Origin of the sequence: Chlorogloeopsis fritschii PCC 6912 (assembly GCF_000317285.1) — a bacterium.
Taxonomy (GTDB): Bacteria; Cyanobacteriota; Cyanobacteriia; order Cyanobacteriales; family Nostocaceae; genus Chlorogloeopsis; species Chlorogloeopsis fritschii.
Map to the genome: position 1 here is coordinate 58,259 of NZ_AJLN01000015.1, position 20,948 is coordinate 79,206.

At 43.6% G+C, this 20,948-nt stretch carries 16 protein-coding genes; 10 read left to right on the forward strand and 6 right to left on the reverse strand.

Translation table 11 applies throughout. The features are described from left to right. Positions 1 to 23: 23 nt before the first annotated feature. On the forward strand, positions 24 to 1,355 hold the full coding sequence (gene dnaN, locus UYC_RS0100475) for a DNA polymerase III subunit beta (RefSeq protein ID WP_040431942.1): 1,332 nt from the start codon (positions 24 to 26) through the stop codon (positions 1,353 to 1,355). 72 nt (positions 1,356 to 1,427) lie between these two features. After that, complete coding sequence (gene dnaX / locus UYC_RS0100480) at positions 1,428 to 2,714, forward strand: DNA polymerase III subunit gamma/tau (RefSeq protein ID WP_016877684.1); 1,287 nt, start codon at positions 1,428 to 1,430, stop codon at positions 2,712 to 2,714. Positions 2,715 to 2,834: 120 nt separating this feature from the next. Here dnaX and UYC_RS0100485 read toward each other — a convergent pair whose 3' ends face one another. Continuing rightward, entirely contained in the window at positions 2,835 to 3,296 is a 462-nt protein-coding gene (locus UYC_RS0100485; protein ID WP_016877685.1) for a MerR family transcriptional regulator, read from the reverse strand. A gap of 270 nt (positions 3,297 to 3,566) precedes the next feature. On the opposite strand from UYC_RS0100485, the gene UYC_RS0100490 reads away from it, so the two are divergent. Continuing rightward, positions 3,567 to 5,942, forward strand: a complete 2,376-nt coding sequence (locus UYC_RS0100490; RefSeq protein WP_071588481.1) for a heavy metal translocating P-type ATPase — start codon at positions 3,567 to 3,569, stop codon at positions 5,940 to 5,942. Between the two features lie 312 nt (positions 5,943 to 6,254). Continuing rightward, positions 6,255 to 7,232 (forward strand): MFS transporter, encoded by a 978-nt coding sequence (locus tag UYC_RS0100500; RefSeq protein ID WP_016879187.1) that lies wholly within the window; start codon positions 6,255 to 6,257, stop codon positions 7,230 to 7,232. 400 nt (positions 7,233 to 7,632) lie between these two features. Here the strand turns inward: UYC_RS0100500 and UYC_RS0100505 are convergent, their stop codons facing one another. Continuing rightward, complete coding sequence (locus tag UYC_RS0100505) at positions 7,633 to 8,613, reverse strand: hypothetical protein (RefSeq protein ID WP_016877689.1); 981 nt, start codon at positions 8,611 to 8,613, stop codon at positions 7,633 to 7,635. A gap of 170 nt (positions 8,614 to 8,783) precedes the next feature. Beyond that, entirely contained in the window at positions 8,784 to 12,149 is a 3,366-nt protein-coding gene (locus UYC_RS0100510) for a DUF3987 domain-containing protein (RefSeq protein ID WP_016879188.1), read from the reverse strand. 873 nt (positions 12,150 to 13,022) lie between these two features. Here UYC_RS0100510 and UYC_RS0100520 point away from each other — a divergent pair. Genes UYC_RS0100520 through UYC_RS38705 form a run of 3 tightly spaced genes read left to right on the forward strand, consistent with a single transcriptional unit; the run spans position 13,023 to position 14,723 of the window. Further along, positions 13,023 to 14,102 (forward strand): hypothetical protein, encoded by a 1,080-nt coding sequence (locus UYC_RS0100520; protein WP_016879189.1) that lies wholly within the window; start codon positions 13,023 to 13,025, stop codon positions 14,100 to 14,102. Positions 14,103 to 14,111: 9 nt separating this feature from the next. Continuing rightward, a complete protein-coding gene (locus tag UYC_RS0100525) occupies positions 14,112 to 14,540 on the forward strand; it encodes a hypothetical protein (protein WP_016877436.1) in 429 nt (142 codons plus the stop codon). Positions 14,541 to 14,561: 21 nt separating this feature from the next. Next, entirely contained in the window at positions 14,562 to 14,723 is a 162-nt protein-coding gene (locus UYC_RS38705; RefSeq protein ID WP_016877437.1) for a hypothetical protein, read from the forward strand. A 217-nt stretch (positions 14,724 to 14,940) separates the two neighbouring features. On the opposite strand, the gene UYC_RS0100535 is transcribed toward UYC_RS38705, so the two are convergent. Then, the gene (locus tag UYC_RS0100535; protein ID WP_235181596.1) at positions 14,941 to 15,501 is read right to left on the reverse strand and encodes a hypothetical protein; all 561 of its coding nucleotides are present in this window, start codon (positions 15,499 to 15,501) and stop codon (positions 14,941 to 14,943) included. A gap of 295 nt (positions 15,502 to 15,796) precedes the next feature. Here UYC_RS0100535 and UYC_RS0100540 point away from each other — a divergent pair, with 295 nt between their 5' ends. Further along, positions 15,797 to 17,611, forward strand: coding sequence for a 3'-5' exonuclease (locus tag UYC_RS0100540; protein WP_016877439.1), 1,815 nt, complete (start codon positions 15,797 to 15,799; stop codon positions 17,609 to 17,611). Between the two features lie 56 nt (positions 17,612 to 17,667). Here the strand turns inward: UYC_RS0100540 and UYC_RS0100545 are convergent, their stop codons facing one another. Beyond that, on the reverse strand, positions 17,668 to 18,891 hold the full coding sequence (locus UYC_RS0100545; protein WP_016877440.1) for an RNA-guided endonuclease InsQ/TnpB family protein: 1,224 nt from the start codon (positions 18,889 to 18,891) through the stop codon (positions 17,668 to 17,670). 380 nt (positions 18,892 to 19,271) lie between these two features. Between UYC_RS0100545 and UYC_RS0100550 the strand changes: the two genes are divergently transcribed. Next, entirely contained in the window at positions 19,272 to 19,514 is a 243-nt protein-coding gene (locus UYC_RS0100550) for a ribbon-helix-helix domain-containing protein (protein WP_016877441.1), read from the forward strand. Between the two features lie 5 nt (positions 19,515 to 19,519). Next, the gene (locus tag UYC_RS0100555) at positions 19,520 to 19,816 is read left to right on the forward strand and encodes a type II toxin-antitoxin system RelE/ParE family toxin (RefSeq protein ID WP_016877442.1); all 297 of its coding nucleotides are present in this window, start codon (positions 19,520 to 19,522) and stop codon (positions 19,814 to 19,816) included. Between the two features lie 441 nt (positions 19,817 to 20,257). On the opposite strand, the gene UYC_RS35170 is transcribed toward UYC_RS0100555, so the two are convergent. Then, on the reverse strand, positions 20,258 to 20,719 hold the full coding sequence (locus tag UYC_RS35170; RefSeq protein WP_016879190.1) for a class I SAM-dependent methyltransferase: 462 nt from the start codon (positions 20,717 to 20,719) through the stop codon (positions 20,258 to 20,260). Positions 20,720 to 20,948: the final 229 nt, after the last annotated feature.

Here is a 20,948-nt window from a genome sequence, read left to right on the forward strand (position 1 = left end):
TCCACAAAAGATATACAACCAAAATGGAACTAACAATTGCTCAATCTGTACTTGCAGAACTCATTGAAACAGCCAAAAATGGCATATCTACAAAACCAGTAGACCCAATCCTTGGCAGTCTGCTAATCGAAGCGTCAGACTCAGGCAAACTTACCGTAATTGGTACTGACCTAAATGTTAGTATCAAAACTGATTCTGTAGCTAACATAAAACAAGCAGGTACAGTAGCACTAAACGCCAAACTACTAGCCGACACGGTTAACAATCTATCAGGCGAACTCGATATTGAGGTTAGCGATCGCAGCTGCATAATCAGCCACAGTACGGGAAAGTGTCGCATTGTGGGAGGAAACGCAGAAGATTTCCCAAGCATCCCAGAAACAGAAAACCCCACCGTTATCAGTATCCCTAGCAAGAAGCTACAAGCTGCACTTTTATCTTGTCTGTATTGCAGCAGCACTGACGAAACCAAACTTGTCCTCACAGGTGTACATTTTCAATTACAAGGTGAAAATTGGAGTTGTGCTAGCACTGACGGACACCGCCTTGCATTTGTATCCTCCAAATTAGAAGTAAGCTACGAACCACTCTCATTCACTGTTCCTAGAAGAAGCCTTATCGAGTTAGAAAAAATCCTCTCGAATGCAGCCCAAAGCAGCAGTTGTACCCTCAAGGTGGGAAAAAACACTATTCAATTTATCCTGCCAAATGCTGAACTTACATCCAGGTTGCTAGAAGGACAATTCCCCAATATCAACAGCTTTATCCCTAGAAGCTTTGCCAACGAAATAGTTGTAGAACGCAAGGGAATGGAAATAATTCTCAAAAGAATTAGCCATTTTGCAGAGAAAAAACACAAAATCGTCAAAATCCTATGGGAGGTCAATGACCAGCAAGCAACATTAATGACAGGTAATACTGATATTGGCGATGCGGTAGATTCTCTACTTATCAAAACGCAAACCAGTGTTGGAGAAAACATCGGTATTGGTCTAAATAGTGGCTACCTGCAAGAAGCACTCAAGCACATCTCAACCGATGAAATCGTGTTCAGGTTTAACAAGCCTCTCCAGCCAGTAATCATTTCTCCTGTAGGTGGGTTACTCGACCAACTAACACTAGTTATGCCTGTAGATGTACAGGATTTTAATAAACCACAGCAGCTTCAAGATACCTCAAAACCAGACACGGAAGCAGTAGCAGAAAATAGCGCCGAAGCAGAGCACGTATCCGATGAAACAATCAATCGGGAAGATAAATCTACATCTGATACACCTGCTACTAACAAACCTAAATCCCGCAAACGCAAGCAGGAAGCAAAACTTAAACCGGAATTGGAAACCACAACCGTATAAACCAAAAAGTATAGCCAGTAATAGTGCTGGTTATACACAAATTCCATTTATAAAATTTGACAGTCTAAGAATATGTACACACCACTGCATCTAAAGTATCGTCCCCAACAACTTTCACAAATTATCGGTCAAGAGCATATTGTTCGCACTTTGAGTAATGCGATCGCCTGTGGGAAAATTGCACCCGCTTACCTATTTACCGGCCCCAAGGGTACGGGTAAAACCAGTACAGCCCGTATTCTCGCTAAATCCCTTAACTGTCAATCATTAGAGAATGCTACTACCGAACCTTGCGGCGAGTGTAATTCATGTAAAACTATCACAAATTCCTCATCTGTAGATGTAACCGAACTTGATGCTGCCAGCCACTCCGGTGTAGATAACATTCGCGAAATAGTGTCCAACCTCCAACTCAAACCAATTGAGGGCAGGTACAAAATCCTGATTGTGGATGAATGTCATGCCCTGTCTCACCAATCGTGGCAAGCATTATTAAAGACAGTCGAACAACCGCCAGTCCATGTAGTGTTTGTATTCTGTACGACAGAAATACACAAAGTACCAGAAACTATTACCTCTCGCTGTCACAAGTTTGATTTTAGGAGGGTTTCACCAAGAGCAGTTGTAGATTACCTAGTAGAGATTGCTTCCCAGGAAAGCATTGACATCACACTATCAGCAGTAACCGCGATCGCCAAAGCTTGTAACGGACACCTGCGCGACTCACTCAAACTTCTCGATCAGCTAACCCTACTGGGCGATGGAGAAATTACTCCTAATTGGGTGTGGGAACTATCAGGTACAATTCCCGAACACGATTTACTCACTTTCTGTGAAAATATTGCCAGAGGGGAAATCACGGGTAACTTGGGCATTCTCCAAGATTGGATTACATGCGGTAAGCACCCAATCACCATCCACACCAGTCTTGTCGATTTCCTTAAAGACCTACTTATCTGCAAAACTAACCCCAATGGCAGAAATCTTACTCAATTAGAGGAGGACACTTGGAAGGAACTTACAACCATCTCCCAATTGTGGAGTACAGCCAGCATTCAATCAAGCATCACACTCCTAATGACACGTCAAAATCTCATGCGGGATGAAGCAGCACACCTGTGGTTGGAAGCTACCCTTATTGAGATAGTTCCAACTAAAAAGAACAGTCTGCAACCTTGGAAAGATTGGAAAACTCCCCAAGATGCTATCAATTGGGCGCATGTTCAATTACCTCAGATGACACAAGCCCAGTTACAAGAACACTGGCAAGAGCTTACACCCATTAATGGTAAAAGAGCACCAGCATGGGTAGAAGCTGTTCAGAAGCTGCAACAAAGACAACTAATGTCTATTAAATAATTACTCATCAGTTTTCAAGAATTATGTAGAATCCACGTTGTAGAAGATTGACAGTACAGACTTTTCATGTGTATTTGGGTAAGGCAATGTTCAAATTGCTTTTGGGAACTAAAACTTATGCTATTGAGCTTTCCCATCTGTTTCTTGCTCAATAAAGCCCTCAATAAAGCCACAGATTTTTCCACTACACACTGCTGAGGCGGGTGCAGTAGATGAATCTGAGAGTAAATCATCAAGCTGCATATATCGACTTGTCAACTCCTGACGGAATTCAAGCATTTCCTGAATTTTGCGATCAACATCATCCAGGTGCTTCTTCAGCATTTTTTTGACCTGTTTACAGGGAGCAATGCTCTTGGTACTCAGCTCAAGGATCTGTTTGATCTCTTCCAGGGAAAGTCCGAATTTCTTGGCTTGCTGGATAAATAGTAAGCGCTCCTCGGCTTCTTTTGAATAGACACGATATTGAGACTGTGTTCTTTCAGGAGGATCGAGCAGTCCCAAGCGTTCGTAGTAGCGGATGGTTGCCACTGGGGTATCTACTTGGCGGCTTAACTCACTGATAAATCGTCCCTGTTTCATTTTTTGGCTACCTCCTTGATTTGAAGCCAGCCCTACCCCATTTTAGGTGTAAGGATGCAATGAATCTTTTTTCAGGTTTGATATCTCCAGCCTAAACCCTAAACCTAGCTTCAAGGTCAAGGGGTTTTTGAAATTTTTAATGTGTGGGTTACTTCCTTGAAAATAGGCTTGACCTTGAACTCAGGTTCAACGTTTACAGTGAGTGCAAGATCTAATTTTGAAAATCTGTAGGGGCTCAAGGAGAAACACATGGCAACTGAAACCGTTCAAATGAAGGTGTCAGGTATGATGTGCTCGTTCTGCACCATGAGTATTGAGCAGGCACTTAAACGTCATCCTGGTATCAATAGCGTGATGGTGAACCTCGTTCACGGAATTGTTCTAGTTGAGGCAGATACATCGCAGATTAATGAGGAAGAGTTAAAGACTGCCGTAGAAAAGCTAGGTTACAGTGTCTCGGAGACTGAGATGCAGCAGTATGTCACAGATGAAGCACTGTTCAAGCTGCTCGGGCAGCGCGGCATCATTGGGATGGCACTTTCGCTCATCGATCTACTCATTGACCCTTTAAACCTCTTTCAACTCCCACCACAACCCAGAGCTTGGTTTAGCTTGGCGGTGGCAGCTGTTGTTCTGCTTTGGGTGGGGTATCCCATTCTACGCAAAACGTTGATGGCACTTCAGCAGCGAGTGATTAATGCGAATGTCTTACTGTCAGCCGGAGCCTGGGGGTCGTTTATTATCGGTACCCTTTCTCTGGTCGATCCCCAGTGGCCAAACTTTCTACCCGTTGCTGCCTGGTTGATGTCATTGCACCTCTTCTTTGGCTACTTCAAGCTGGATACTCGCAAGAAGGCATCTGAAGCTGTTCGGAAACTCCTCTCACTTCAACCCCCACGGGCACGAGTGCTGCGGGGAGGACAGACCGTCGATGTATTGACAAATGAGGTTGTTGTTGGTGAAACACTCGTTGTGCGACCAGGCGAACGGATTCCTCTTGATGGTGAAGTGATTGAAGGGATCGCTAGCGTTGACGAGTCTAGCTTTACTGGGGAGTCCGTTCCGTCCACGAAAGGAGTCAATGCCAAGGTGATTGGTGGAACCCTGAACCTCGACGGTGTTCTTAACATTCGCGTCACTAAGATTGGACAAGATAGCTTTCTGAGTCAAATTGTGCGTCTCATGACTCAGATCGCCGAGCGTAAGCCACCGCTGGAACTACTGGCGGATCGGTTAATGAACTATTACGGTCCAGTTGTATTCATTGTGGCGGGGCTAGCATTTACAGGCTGGGTAATGTTTAGCGGTGACTACACTAAGGCAACGCTGGTGTTGCTGACGACTATCATTATGGGCTACCCGTGCGCTTTGGGAATTACAACACCGATGCTGTCTGCGATCGCGGGTGGAAAAGGAATTTCGATTGGTCTTTTAGTCAAGGCAAGTGAAGTCTTTCATGAACTTTCAGTAGTAGACATGGTTGTCTTTGACAAAACCGGCACACTCACCTATGGTCGCCCAACCGTCACTAACGTTGAGACCTTTGGCAGTGAGCGAATAGAAACTCTGACATTAGCGTCAGCAATTGAAGAACCTTCGGAACATCCGATTGGTCAAGCCATCCGCTTCTTTGCGCTGCGGGAAGGCACTCAGCCAGCCGCCGTTAAAGAATTTCGTGCGGCTCCAGGCAAGGGAGTTGAGGCAAGGCTAGGGGAAACCGAAGTTTTAGCCGGAAAACCTTCTTTTGTTGAAGAGCGCGGTGTTTCCTTAACCGCTCAGGTTAGAGCGAGGATTGATGCCCTCAGCAATGAAGGCAAAACAGTAGTCGTACTGGCACGGGGTAAAGAAGCCATTGGCATTTTTGCACTGCAAGACACACCACGTCGGGGAGCGCAACGGTTATTTGAGAAACTGCGGCAACGAGGGATCAAGACCGTGATGCTTACGGGCGATGCCCAACGGGTAGCGGAAGCAATTGGAAATAAGCTGGGTGTTGATGAAGTCCGGGCAGAACTGTTGCCAACAGACAAGGTTGCTGCCATTGAAACGCTTCAAAACGCGGGGCGTAAGGTCGCAATGGTCGGAGATGGAATTAATGATGCCCCTGCCCTTGCCCAAGCAAACATTGGAATTGCGCTGGGGGCTGGAACAGATGTGGCGATCGAATCAGCAGGCGTCATCCTGATTGGCGATCGGCTCAATGACGTGCTCAGTGCGCTTATTCTGGGCAAAGCCAGCTACCGCACGATGACTGGAAATGTGATTGTGGCGGTGCTCTTTAACCTGGTGGGCATGGGATTGGCAGCAATGGGATTCATTACGCCGACGCTAGCCATCACCATCATGGTGCTGAGTATTTTTGCCATTCTGCTCAACACGCTACGCATTCGAGGAATCGATCTGCAACGCGAGGATCTGCCAGAGTTAGAGCCACTGGCTGAACAAGAGTTTCTAGTTCCAGGAATGGTTTGCGAAGGCTGTGCTAGCAAAATCAGCACGGTACTGACTTCACTGGTAGGCGTTCAAGAAGTCAAGCCGAAAGTACCACAAAAGCGGGTCTATGTGCGCTATGAGCCGACCCAAGTGCAAGAGGAACAACTTAAAGCAGCACTTGACCAGGTGGGATTTACTGCCATTGAAGCGTAGAACAGGAGTTTCATTTTGGGTTTTGGTGACGTTGTAGAGAGTTACCTCTCTACAATGTCCTGAGCGAAATACTTGAGGACGTTTATGGCTCAACATACTAATGAAGCGAGTGAACCCGGAAATACACGGCGGCGCGAACCTTTGCTTTGGATACTGTGTGCGGCCGCTGCTTTAATCTTTTTCCAAGGCTATACGATCGTGCGGCTCCTGCCTCGACTCGCTGAGGTTTTCCAGGTTCCGGAGCAGCAAATTGGTCTCATTGTTCCGGCGTACATGATTGCTTACGGCATTTCCACCCTTCCACCCTGATTTATGGTTTGCTCTCAGATCGGCTGGGAGGGGCATGTCATCCGAGTTTCGCTTCTGGCGTTTGTTATTTTGACAGCGCTGACAGCAACGTCGCAGTCTGCTGAGCAGATAGTCGTCTGGCGACTCTTAACCGGATTGGGCGCGAGTGGTGTTGTGCCAATGTCGCTCGCCCTAGTTGGGGATTTATTTGCGCATAACCAGCGTGGGCGTCCTTTGGGATTGCTGTTTGCAGCGATGGAAGGTGGAATGGCGTTAGGTTCAACTTCCGGTGCAATCTTGGAACCTTTTGTGGCTTGGCGGATGCTATTTATTGGCACCGCTGTCTTAACCGTTGGTGTGTTCGAGCTGTTGCTCCGCTTTGGTTCGCTACCTCAGGTTTCCAGGTCTAAGGCACGGCTCTCCTTACGAGAAGTGGTTTTAGGCTACCGCAAGCTCCTGGCTACAAAACGGGGCTTTAGAACCTATAGCTATGTATTCTGGAATGGAATTTTCCACTCTGGCATTTATACCTGGTTGGGGGTTTACTTTTCTCAACGATATAACTTGGGGGAGATTAGCATTGGTCTAGCCATTCTTGGCTATGGAGTGCCAGGATTGCTGTTTGGTTCAACGATCGGACGAGCCGCTGATCGCTGGGGTCGTAGGCGGTTGATTGCTCTTGGTTTAAGTGTGGCGGCGATCGGGGTAGGGCTCCTGATTCCTCAAGTTCCTTTACTTGTTGCCGCTGTAGCAGTGACTATTATTTCGTTGGGATACGATCTGACCCAACCACTGTTTGCGGGAATTGTGACTGAGTTAGGAGGGAAACAGCAGGGAGGACAGGTGATGGGGCTAAATGTTTTTTTGCTCTTTACAGGATTTGGAATCGGTAGCTTTTTGTTTGGTGAAACCCTTGACTTGGGATTTGGTCCCGCACTGGGAATATTTACGGCTGTCCAAGTGTTTGCCACCATTGCTGCAATTCCCTTATTCCGCTGTTGAGGCTCGAAAGCGGGAACCTAGTAAGTCGCTGACTTAATTTAGCTGAAACGTTGTGGAGATTAGTGCTTCAAGATATCCTCGTCAGAATGGAGCAGCTAGCTCTTACTTGCCATATGTAGAGTATAATTACATACTCTGGACAAGGTAAAATTAATTTTGCTCAAAGTTTTATTTCATAAATACTTTAATTAAATATTTAGCGTTGCTGAATGGAGGTATGAAATTTAAAAATTTGATATTTCAAGCTCTTACTCTCTGCGTCACTGCGTCTCTACGTGAGATAAATTCGTACCCTTAATCAGTAACGCCCCGATAATTGTTTGTAGTGAAGCTCTAGTACGACTTCATGAAATCATACCTCATCTTCTTTGACGCTTTGCTATCGACCAGTTATTATGTTTCAGCTATCAACCCCATAATATTTCTCCAACCATTCCAACAAGCCTTCCTCGACAGGGGTCAAGTAAGTCTGTCGTCCCAGAGACTCCAACACTGTATAAGCACAGCGATCTAGTATTCCATAATCGCGCAAACGCTTGATGCGTTTTTTAATTTGTGGTAGTTGGCGATGTACTTCCGGAGAATCAATTTTGTTGAGGTTTTCAGGTTTCACGTTTAGAGTAGTGTCATGAACGTCCACTTCTACACTAAATTCTTTAAGGGCAACTGCGATCGCCCAACAGCCATTATATTTGCGTTCAGTACCCTCTAACCTAGTTAAGGTAAACACGTCACCTATTTGGCAAAAATCACTGGCAAGAAGTAGAGGCTTGTCCTTGAGCTGTTCCACAATTCCCTTAATAATGCGTCCGCTAGGAACTTTACCGCCAGCTTCTTCTATACCCTGTAACCATGCAGCCGCTTGAAGTTCTGGTTCAAAATTTGCTTTAGCTAAATCACGTAACTGACGTTCGTTGGTCGGCATGGGAGTTTGCCGACCAATGGTCGGCAAAAATTTCTGAATATTGTCATAGACGACAGCAGCCGCAATCTTCAGGTAAGCAGTGTCGCGACTATAATTAAAGCGATCGCGGCAGTATTCCTCAAAAGTTCTATGAGTACTTCGGTATAGCCGCCGTTCCCGCAGTTCCCTCAAGGCACAACCCGCTTCATAAAATGCCCGTTCTATTTTTAGCTCCAATCTGTGACGGTCAGCTTTTTCCTCCTCGGTTAGCTCCTCTAGGACTTCGACTGCAACAACTACAGTATCAGCTGTTGCAAATTCTTCCCTTGGTTTGGGTTCGTGCTCTACTAACTCTTGTTCAGAAGAATTACAGGTCATAGTGACTGAAATTTCACTATCACCTTTTTTTACCCGTTTGTCGCTTTTGTTTGCATTAACTTCTTGACCAGGTTTTAATTTAAGTTTTCCAACTGTCATAATTGATACCTTTTAAAAACAGCTGAAACTTTTTAATGGGAAATTATCAGCTTAAGATACAGTTGTTATCCGTTTTTACAGTATGTCTCACCCCCTTGCTTTTGAGTAAAATTGAACACAAGATGCTGCGATAAATGTAACAAAAGTAGGTGTTAAAGGTGTGCTTGCACCTAGCCTGATGATGCTCTTCGGATTTGTCCTTCAAAGACATGCATTCTCCCCTCTGCATCAAATAAACTAAATCGCCCTACTAAATTGGTAACAGTGACACAAGCATCAATAAAATACCCACCAATCCACTCCCCAGCTGCCGTCAAAAATTCGACTGGCTGAAGCTTGCGGTTGTTTGATTTCCTACCTGTAACAGTTGGGTTCACATCTTGCAGTGTCTGGGCGGTAGCATTCGGGAAATTTAAGTCAACACTCGCTTTAATACCTAATAACTCAGTAGATTCTCGTAAAAGTTCGGATAATGCTTCTGGAGCATTACCATTTGATGGCAGAGGGGTTGGTACATCATTTCCTCCAAGGAACTGGGACGAATCATCATCGTGACTATTGCCTAGAAATTCTATATTTGACCATTCATCCGTTGACAATTGACGCTCCAATTGACAGTTATTGTCAATCAAATCAGTACCTTCTTCGGTGGGCATTTGAGCGTTTGAATTGACAAATTGACGTAACTCTACATCTTTCAATCGTAATGAGGAATTTGAGTGGCGGTTAGTTACTTTCTCTGAAGAAACAGGTGCCTTAAGATTTATGTCAAATGAGTCAAATTCATTGTCAAATCCAGGAGTGCTTTGGGTTTTTTGGATTGACACAGGTGTCAAATTTCTGTCAATTTTGTCAATCTCACTCAGTGGTACACCATTTGGCAAATAGACTAAGTTAGACCCTTTATTTTCAACACGACCCCAACCTGCTGCTGCCATCATTTCCATCAGTCGCCGGATTTCAAAAGTCGGTTTTTTGCGGAAAGCGCGGATGCTACTCTTGAGCATGGAAGCTGTAGCCCCTCCCAGACGTTCAGCCACTTTCTGTATTTTCAGACCCCAAGATGTCAGCCCAGATTCTGGAGAGTTTTGAGCATGAATTAATTTATGCTGCCACAGAAAATAAGCTGCTAGCTCAATGGCCTTTTCCATCGTGTCACCACAGATAACTTGGCTCAGAGTTTCACCCCTTAAGACAGCATTGACGATGTGTAGCCATAGTGCCAACCTAGTGGTGTAAGCTTCAATCTTGGGATAGACTGCCCTCAGTCCATAGGACTCCTCAGCAACTTGGGCATCTACGAGAGAATGCTGCCACGCCTCAAAAAACTTAGCCGCTTCCGTGCTTAGAAAGTAATCTTGTGCTGACACCTGGCCGAGTTTTATGTAAAGTTGACGTAGTGCTTGAGAGATACCAGTATCGGCAGCAGTACTTTCTCCAACTAACCGCAGATAACGTTTAGGAGACTTTGCAGCACAGAACAGCCATCGAGCAAAATTGCCGTTGCAGTCGTTGTGGTCACCCATTATAGTAGCTAAAACTTCCCACTGGATGCTGCCTGTACGTGAGATGGCACTCTTAGGTAAGCATACAGATTTGTCTGAGCGGTCGTAGATAATTGCAGACCCATTGAATTGATCGAGTTCCTGCTCTTCATCAGCCCCTAAACCACCGCGATATTGATTACGGGCTTTGAATAACCCTGCTAGTTCATCCCGGTAGTACAGCAGTCCGCGAGGATTTTCACTATGAATTCGCTGCAATGTTTCCAGTGTGCTGTCCTTAGTTAGATAGCGCTGGCGAGTGGGTGCTATTGCTGGCTCCTCTTGTGAGTCGTCCTGCTTTTTGCTTTTACCCACTGTTTGCAGCTTGTTGTATTCAGCTAGTTCCATCCGATAGCGCTCAAAAGCCTCAGCTTCTAATTCCACTAAGGGATCGATAATTAACCGTTGGGCTGGAGTTTTCATAGAACCAGATTCAGCTACAATGCTCGTCCACATCACCATCGGTTGAGCGTACTTTGCGGATGGCTTTACAATTACTCGCGCTGCCGATCCAATTCGAGATGCCGCAGTTCCCAAGAGTGTCGTAAATAAAAATTCAGGAGCTGTCGGCATGGCCTTAGCAGTATCAATCAGAAGTTGGGCGAACTGAGGTTCAAGCAATCGGGTAAGGTCAAGTTGGTGAGGATGAGTTTTAAGCAAAGATGAAAGCTTCTGCGTGGCAACTAAAGTGTCAGTTTGCAAATCTACTTCAAAAGTAAGTAGCTTAACTAGCTGCTCAATCTGCCGATAGGGACACCTCACCGAAGCCGCCAACTCCATCAATGCGATCACTCGCCCTGACTCGGAATCACAACTGCTCAAAATTTCTAGAATGCGTTCGTGCAGTGCGGCATCTGAAATAGGCGGCTTCTTCCCAACACCGGAAACATTACCAAACCCAGGATTTCTAGCAGGACTACCAAAACTAGCCAAGAAATTTTGATTCGGTTTAATATAAGTGTTCCAGTACCAAGCCCTAATACAGGTTTCCACACATAAAGGAGTACAGCTGGGTCTAGGGCGGTCTTTTTCGGCTGACTTCCAGATAGCATCAACTTCTTTAGCTGGTAGCGGCGGGTTACAACGACTAGCGTAGTCCTGCAACAGTAGCTGTGGGTCGCCGTCAAACTGCTGACCGATGTTAGTAAGATAATTGGCACTGCCAATTAAGTCTCGTGCTAGTTTGGCTCCATTGGTATTGCGACCCCCCTCGTTTACCCCAAAGTTGAGCAGAGTACGAGACTCTTTGGAGAGACAGACTTCGAGCGGCACCGCAACTGGCACTGGTACAGAGATGTCTTCATACCGAGTGTACTGTTGCTCGTGTGCAAACGCTCTGGCTGCTGATTGCACTGTTTTAGGCTCTCGTTGGACTAACTCAGGATTCTGCGACAACGGCACAGAGGAACGCAATTTTTCATAGTTGTACCTAATACCAGACTGCGAGATGATATCGCACCTTTGCGGCTTTTCCCCTGGCTTGATGTGCCACGCACCAGCCAATCGCATCACCCGACTGGGATTTTTGATGGCTGGATCAGCACCAGTGTAGGTTAGTAAGTCATTTTGCAACTGCTTCCACTCTTCAACTGGGATGGGTTTTTCAAACACCCAGTAAGAATGCACGGATTTGCGAGTCTGGATTTGAAAGGTTGGTTCTGGTAGCGAAAGCGTTTGCCACAAATTTCGCTGTAACTCTATTTCCAGATCATCATGCTCAATAAAGACCGCACGGCACAGTTGAACGTCTTCATCTTTATGGCCACCGCCGTTAATCACAAAATATATGCCATAACCCTGCTGCTGCCACTGCAAAATTTGTTTGAAGTTGAGTTTATCAGCTTTGCGTCCTGTGTTAGGAGCGTAACGGGGGTCTTCTTTAGGCAAGAAAGCCCGAACATAAATAGCATCACCTCGCTGATATCCCAAAAGCTCTAGCTGTTTAATTGCTTGTGAGGTATCAATTTCAAATGCTGAAAGCTGTGTAATCATCACCGAGCACCCTCCTCGTTCAAAGCAAACATGAATTTGGAGAAGATAGTGAAAGTATAATTACGATAAATAGAATAAATAGCGCAATTAATCTGCTTAATGTCAATATCTGACTTAATAAAGTCAAATATTGCAATTTTTTTAGAGCTTTCTTCCATTGAACACGAACTCCGTGAATTTTTAGTTTACGGAGCCAGGGCAGCAGCAAAAGTACAGTTCTCTGCGCTTACCATTTAGGGGGAAGTTTGTTAAAGTCTAGATATGTTTATATCTGGGCTTTTGTTCCACGCAGTTGGCGCTGCGTTGACTCTAACAAAGTCCTAGCATTTAGGTAAGTCGGGAGAGAACCTTTACTGTTCTCCTCGGCTTTTTAAATGACGACAGTCATGACGAGCAGGCTGTCAAATTTGAAACTTAGCATTGAAAGATTTTGATATCAAGGGGGCAAAATCGCTTATACGCCGGAGTCACAGGTGGTTCATACGCCGGAGTCACAGGTAAAACTATACGCCGGAATCACAGGTAAACGGAATATCTATACGCCAAAGTCACAGGTAAAACTGTACGCCGGAGTCACAGGTCAATGTTTGGATAGTTTGCAGCATTAGCCTTTCAAAAAATTGATTTCAAAAACTATACGCCGGAGTCACAGATAAAACTATACGCCGGAATCACAGGTAAACAGGATATCTATACGCCGGAGTCACAGGTAAAACTATACGCCGGAGTCACAGGTAAAAGCGTGAAAATCATACGCCGGAGTCACAGGTCTTCATGAAGATTTGTTAACTAAGACTGTTATTAATTTATAGAGGTGTGGCAGTTTAGAACTGGCAAACTTGATAAAATTTGCTCAATAATTAGGTAATAGTTGTGAGTAAGGAACATACCGCTTTTCCCGTGGATGGACAACTGCTGATGGTATTGCCTAGAGCAGGAGCATCAATTAGAAACCCTGATGTACAACAGCCCATTCTCCGTGCTGATGCAGATGGTTATTATTTAGAAATGCGAGTTAACGCTGACCCTAAAGACGAGAGCGAAGTTGCATTAACTCGTCGTGTTCAATTAGAAGAACTTTCTGCTCAGGAGTGGGAGGAACTGAAAGCCCAGTATGCCAACTTAAATCTGAAAGTTTGTACAGAAGAGGGAATTAGCAAAGGACTGGAGAAGATTCAGGATCGCCGAGTTCAGCGCTTATTTAAAGCATTGCTAACCTTTTTAAATCCACGACAGGTTGCGATTGTGCTGTTTTTGTACAAGGAAGCGCGAGAGCAGGACAACGGAAGTCTTGTTTCTTTTCGATCCAATGATCTGTTAGAAAGCTTAGGCTATACTCGTGCAAAGGATGGTAGTTTCACAGCCAGGTCGCGATCGCAGCTAAACCAGGACTTGGTTGCTCTCCATAGAACTGAGCTAGTGTTCGCTAAGTCTTTGAAAAAAGGCAATACAATGGGAGCGAAGGTCATCGTCAAAAGTATCCTCCGCATCCGAGATTACGAAATCGATAATGTGCCACGAGACTTCGATTTAGCCAAGGCTGCCGATTACACTTATGAACTAGCAGATGCTTACACGGTGGCGCTGGAATTCTTTGAAGGATCGGAGCGAACGGGAGATTACATACTGTTCTCCAACAGCATAGACACCAAGCAGAAGCTAGGGAGTAATGCCAAGCATGACTACAAGATGAAACTGCTAGTTTATCTTGCTAGCCGAATGAAATGGGATAAGCTAATTGATGGACAATATTTAGTGATTTCTAAGCAATATCTGTTCAAAAATTTAGATCTGTTGGGCAGTAACCTGTCTAGGAACAACCAAATTCTGTGGCGGACTATAGAGGAACTGCAAGCTATTGGGTATATTTTGGATGCCCAAGAGCTACCTGGAAAGCGGAAGATGACCAGTATACAGTTTCAAATCAATCCTGAGAAACTACGCTGTAACTAAAAAAAGGGGATGTCCCGTGCTAAAAAATGGGGTAAACACATTGGTCGCCCACCAAGTGCTGAAACGGCAGAGAAATTTTTGAAAAAACCTGCATCACAACGAATAATTGCAGCAATTAATGAGGGATTATCTTTGCGTCAGGTGGCTGACAAAGCTGATGTGGCAATCAATACGGTTCGCAAAGTAAAAACTCTATTGGAGAGAAAAATGCTTGGAATGAACAATGATTTTATTTGCCAGCTACGTGCCGAATTAGATGTTTGGGATAATTCTCCAACTGAGTGTGATGGGCATAGTAGAATTCTCTCAACTATTTTGTTTAATAAAGGTATCGAACATACAATCTGGTGTGGCTCGCTCCAATGGATTGGGCATGGTCAAATTTCACCACATTATTGGATCGAATTACCTAATTGGAACTGTATTATTGATTATTGAGTTAGGATGTGGTGTGCAAGCATGGAAAATTCACAATTAGTAGATATAGAAGTTCCGCACAGTATATTTAATCAAAAAGATTGGAATCAAGTTCAATACACAAAAATACAGCAACAGTTTCCATCAGACTTTGGTGTACCTCTAAATGACTGGTTGTTTAACATCTTAACTATGCGTATTTAAGGCTCCGATAATGGCAGAATAATCAGAAAGTTCTTGTAATTCTAATTCATTAATGAAACCAATCAAGGCAAATATGCATTTATAATTCTGTTATGATGTCAATTTTAGCTTGGTTTTGATGGAAGTTAGCAGCACAAATTTACTCTTAATGAGCAGCCTTGTTTAAAATCATTACATAACTTGTCAAAGTAAGTCTAGGAGGTTGATGTAAATTTTCTTAAAAAAGTGGACGGTTTTTTGGTGTGATTTCGAGTGATAATTCTTCACGATAGTAAAAATTAGTAAACTGGGCGCACTGATTAGTATATATAGTACGTGCTACTTTAGACTTACTCAAATCACGTCGCAATAGAACGTCAAAACCAGCAGTGCGTTCCTTATAATCAGCTGGTGCTTTCAATAAATCTTTTGTAACGGAGGGATTAGTATAGCTAGCTTGCAATTCCTCATGTGGAGAATAGATATCCAGTTGATTAGGAGCAGATTGGGTAAATAATCTTTGGGTATTATTCCCTTTCCATAAACCCAATTTCTCACGTTTTAAACCCTCCATCACCAATTCACCAGTTGCATCAGGAGTAGAAGGTTTTATCCAAACAAAACAACCTTTATCGTCCTTAACAACAAGTCGTACCTTCACCCCGTCTCCATCAAAGTGGAAATTATTAATCAAATCATTAACTGAATCTACAGCAGGTAATTTCTTGGTTTCGGATAACTCTGGCAAAACTTCAGATTGAGAAGCAGGTGCGGGAGATACGGAAGCTGAATATTCCACAAGTTTTGGTAAATTCAACTGTGCGGTATTATCAGAAGATTTAGGAGAACAGCCTACTAGATAAATTAGGATAGAAGATATTAAAAATCTCTTAAATAACATAACTAACTATAGCAAAATTAAACTATTAGTATAAGTATATGTACTAGATAAATAATTAGGTTTTTATTTGGTAAAAACCTTGTAAATATTTTGTAAAAAAGTCAAATAATTAAACCACTACATGAGCATACGCTATTAAGGCAAGAAACTATTAATTATCACCAATACATACAATTGGAAAAATCTCTAATTCATGAGTTACAATCACAGAGATTTTGTTAAAAAGTCTAAAGGTAGAATCGTTGTAGATGAAAGCAAGCTAGACATATATTGGAAAGACCCCACTCCAATAAAATCCTGGCAACCCCAAGTACACTTAAAGCGGTATCAGGAACTTTCACAACTATTTGTTGATATCGAAACCGCAGGAATAGACCCAGTTGAGAATCGCATTTACGCCATCGGATGTATGGATGAAATAGGGTGTCCCACTGTTTTTATAGATATCTCAGAAGCGAAAATAATCACGGAATTTCTCAATCATTTGGAAAAGAAAAATCCAGAAGTAATTTTCACCTACAACGGGATGCAATTTGACTTACCATTTATAATCACTCGCTGCAAGTTACACGGCATTACTCACCCCTTTAAAGTCGCATCTAAGACCCGCACTATCCGAACTGCTCAAGTACGCGGCGAACCGCTAAAAATTCGGGAAATATTTATCCGCAACTGCCAACACGTAGACATTTATATCTGCGTTCTTAGGTGGGATTTTATCGCCAAAAAACTTACCAACGGGCGATCGCTCAAACAAGCTGTTTTGGAAATGGGATTGCGTTCGCAAACTCGATTAGTTCTTCCTTATGAGGAAATCAAGGTTTGCTGGAAAGCTGGTTCTGGTAGCAGGGGATGGGAAAAAATCAGGGAGTATCTGACCTACGACTTAGAAGATACCCGACTCATTGCCAATATGCTCGTACCCTCGTACTATTACGAAGCACTGGTAGTACCAGGAATGAACCTCCAGCAACTAGCCCTCGCTGGTAACGGTACCAAATGGGAAAGAATTTTCGAGCATCACTATCCTGGTTACAAGCCTAAACCAGACCGCAAGTATAAATTTCAAGGGGGGATAGCTCACTCTGTACCAGGATTGTATAGAAGGGTAGGGTACATCGATATTAGTTCCATGTATCCCAGTACTATATTGTCAAAGGGGATTGTCTCTCATAAAGATACGAACCGAGTCGGGTTGAGCATCCTGCAATATTTAGTAACCGAGAAGTCGAGGTTGGAAAAACTCGCCAGTACTGGAGATATCGTTGCTAAGGAAAAAAAAGAATCCACCAAAGTCCTAGCTAATTCTCAGTTTGGGTTCTTCGGCACTTCGGAACTACCCTTCAATGATATGGAAGCAGCTGCCCTTGTAACAGCCTACGGTCGGCGCACTTTACAGTTCATGATCGAAGTAATCAATAAAGCTGGTGCAACATCCATAGAAGTTGATACTGATGGTGTGTTCTTCACCCACCCCAACCCAGAGGAAGTATACACTACACTTCAGTCTCAACTACCCCAAGGGATAACCGTCAAGCTAAAATTTATTGCCAATGCCATGTTTATCCCCCAAAGGGGAACCAAAAACTACCTTCTATGGCTTGTGGACGGAAAAATCGTTACTAAAGGTAACTGGCGCAGCCGCGATCGCTCGCAATTAGAAAAAGAATTTTCTATTCAGTACTTAACCTATCTAATTCAAAATACATCAGCAGCAGAGGAATATTACGCACACATCTGTTCTCAGATTTTATCAAGGGAATACCCCAAAGAAAAGTTATGCATCACCCGCAAAATTAAAGAAGGCGAAAAGGAACTTCTCAAACTAGGAAAAACTGGAGATGTCGTAACTTACTACTACAGTATCCAGGGAGTAACCAATATAAACAGTCATAAGAAGTATTCATCCCACTACTATCTCCAATTGGTTGCCCGAAAAAGAGAAGAAATTTTGCAAATAGCAAATCCTCAAATAGTAAGCAGTTACAAACAATTAACTTTGTTTTAAGATGGTTTTGACATCCACTCCGCACTAAAGCTGTGTTTTGTGCGGGGATTCCAACATCACTGTTGGATTTTCCTCTTTCTGCGAGACGATTTACTTGTAGAAGTCGCCTTGTACAAGCAGAGATCGGACTCTCCAGAGGCGTAGTAAATTCCCGACTGCCCATCGGTATTTCTGAAAAGTTCTAATCCTTTGTTAAGGATGTTGCGGCTAGCATTCCAATCTCGGCAAGCGGTGTAGGAGCAATGTGGACAGTGATGTGTCCTGGTAGTGAGTGTTTTGTGAACTTGTTGCCCACAATTAGAGCAATCAATAGTCGTGTACGCTGGTGGCACTGCAACTACAACTCGCCCATACACCTTGCCAAAATACTCTAACCATTGAGTGAAAATGCTCCAGCCAGCATCTGAAATACTCTTGGCTAGTTTGTGATTTCTCACCATATTTCTCACCTGTAAATCTTCATATGCCACAATGTCGGCAGACATTATTACGCATAGGGCCAATTTGACGCACCAATCTTTACGCTGGTGTTGTAATTTCAGGTGTTTTTTGCCTAATCTAATTCGTGCCTTGGCACGATTTTTAGAACCTTTGGCACAACGAGATAATCTTCGTTGTGCCTTTTTTAATGTTTTTTCGGACTTGCGAAGCAACCTGGGGTTTTCTACTTTATTGCCATCACTATCTGTGTAGAAATGAGTCAGCCCTAAGTCAAGAGCTAGAGATTTACCTGTTGGTTCTAACTGCTCTTTTCTTTCATGGTCGATACAGAATTGGACATATATACCGTCCACACGACGCACTATCCTGACCCGTTTTATCTGTTTTAACTGATAGTAATTTAAGTCACGAGTTCCCCTTAGTTTCATCGTTCCAATCCCAAACTTATCTGTGAATGTGATGTATTGACGACACTGTGAAAGTGACCAACCACTTTGTTTATATTCAACAGATGCTCTGTTTTGGAGTTTACGAAATCTGGGAAAACCCTTTTTAAAAGGAACTTTGTTTTTACAATTCTCAAAAAACCTAGAGATTGCTGCCCAGGCACGTTCTGCCATTGCCTGTCTTGCCGATGAGTTGAGTTTTGATACCCAAGGAAAAGCAGGGTTGTCTGACAAAACTTTTGTATATTTATTCAAATCGTAACCATTTTTTGCATGACCATCCATCCAAAAACGCAAGCAAGAATTTCTAACAAAAAGAGCAGTCCTCAAAGCTTCATTGACTTTGAGTAACTGCTCTATTGTCGCTTCTGCTTTTGCTTCGTAGACTATCATTTTTTTGGCATGGTTACTATTAGTTAGAGTACCAGGAATTTGTCAAAAACTCAACTACCCTTTGCGTTTATCTCGCTTGGCTCGATTTCGCTCAAAGGGTGTCTCGTTTCTGACCGCTATTCATCCTCAAGTTCCGATTAAGCTTCACTTGAGGTCTTCTAGCGATTTAAGATAAAATTATCACTACTCAACAAAAAACAACGCAAGTGGACTGTTACTGTAGAGGCAGGGAAACGGGCAAACGGACGTCATAGACTTTTTGGGATGCGTACAAGCGCTTGTAAGTATTGTACTTGCAGACACGGGGTGAAAAAAGTTGTTGTTAATGGGACTTTTCAGTAACAATAGCTTATATTCCCAAATGAAAACAATGCAGGCTTATGCAAATTTCCTTGCCCTCGGAACTGGAAGAATTGGTAAGAACCAATGTGGCTAGTGGCGTTTATGCCTCTGCCGATGATGTCATCTGTGCCGCCTTGCAGCTGTGGAAAGAACATACCGATTATTTGAAAGAAGAAATTGGCCGAGGCATTGATGAGGCGGATCGAAAAGTTTTTTCCTCAATGTCCCTTGAAGACTTGAAAGCAGAAGGACGGCGCAGGCTGAACAACCAGAAACATTAAACCTGATGGCTTTTTTAGTTGTCCGTACTCGTCTTGCAGACGAAGACCTGTTGGAAATATGGCTTTACATTGCCCAAAATAACATCAATGCGGCTGACCGCTTATTAGAAAAAATAGATAAAAAGTGCCAGCTTCTCGCTGATAGCCCAAGAGTTGGTGTCAGACGTGATGATTTAGCACCAGGTGTCTTTTGTCTTATTGAAGGCAAGTACCTGATTTTCTATCGCATCATCAATGAAACAGTCGAAATTTTGAGAATCCTACACGGGGCGCGTAATCTCAAAGCCATCTTCCACCAATAGATAGATATTAACTGCGCGCTGTCCAGGTAGTTCTAACGTAGCTGAATGGATTTGATGGGTTACTCCTTTGTTCTAGCTATTATTTTTAATAAATCTAACTAGAACAAATCTTATTGCCCCCTGGGATTATTGTGTGCCAGTTGTACATTTAGAATAAAGTTCTAAAATTTAAAACAAAGTCTTAAACTAACTGCCACAAAAAGAGCTTACCGTCTACTGGGCTAAAGCCGACAATAGGGCGTTGCGAAGCAGTCTAGACCTGCGTAACAGTTTAGGACTTTATTATTTTCATCTAGAAGCGTTTGGAGATTTTTTCTTTAAAACTTCATGACTTTATTATTTCTTAGCCCAAACCATAAGTACGTAAAATCGAGCCCTTCACGCTTCTGCAATTTCAAGACTTTATTTTAAATGTTCACCAGTTTTACGTTTATCAGCTGATTATTTGGTCGCCAGCACACAGAAACCCCGATCTGTTTCTACCAAATGTGCCTCAGTAAAGCCAGCCGTCGTGAGCATCTCGGTCAATCCAGTACTCGATTGCCCGGAATGAGGAGTAAACCCAAACGCAATCTTGCCACCGACCTTGATCACCCGTCGCATTGAGCGTAGCCCAGCCATTGCATCTGGCCAAACTTGCATGGAGTTGATCGCCAAGGCTTTATCAAATGTGTCATCTGCAAACGGCAGCTTTTCAACCGAGCCATACTCAAGTTGGACTAAGCCTGTCTCAATCGCTTTCGCATTCCGCGCTCTGGCTTGCTCAAGCATTTCTTTTGAATAGTCAACACCTGCCACATACCAGGTTGACACCGCAGCCGCCAGAATCTCAATGCCCACTTTTGGCCCGAATCCAACTTCTAGCACTTTGTCATCCGGCTGAACTTCAAGGTGATGAATCACCGACTCGGTGAAATCGCACTTTGTGCGGGCTAAAATAAAACCTCCTAAGTAGCCCTTGAGCGATAATCGTCAGTTTTTGTTGGCGTAGTGCGGTGGCGATCGCTAACAGGTTTTGATTTTGTTATTCCTGCTCCAATGACATCTGAGCGTCACTGGAACTTCTCTATCGTGATCGGGATGCGAATGAGTCTCCACTATCTTCTGATAGAGCTTGCTAATAAAGGCTAAT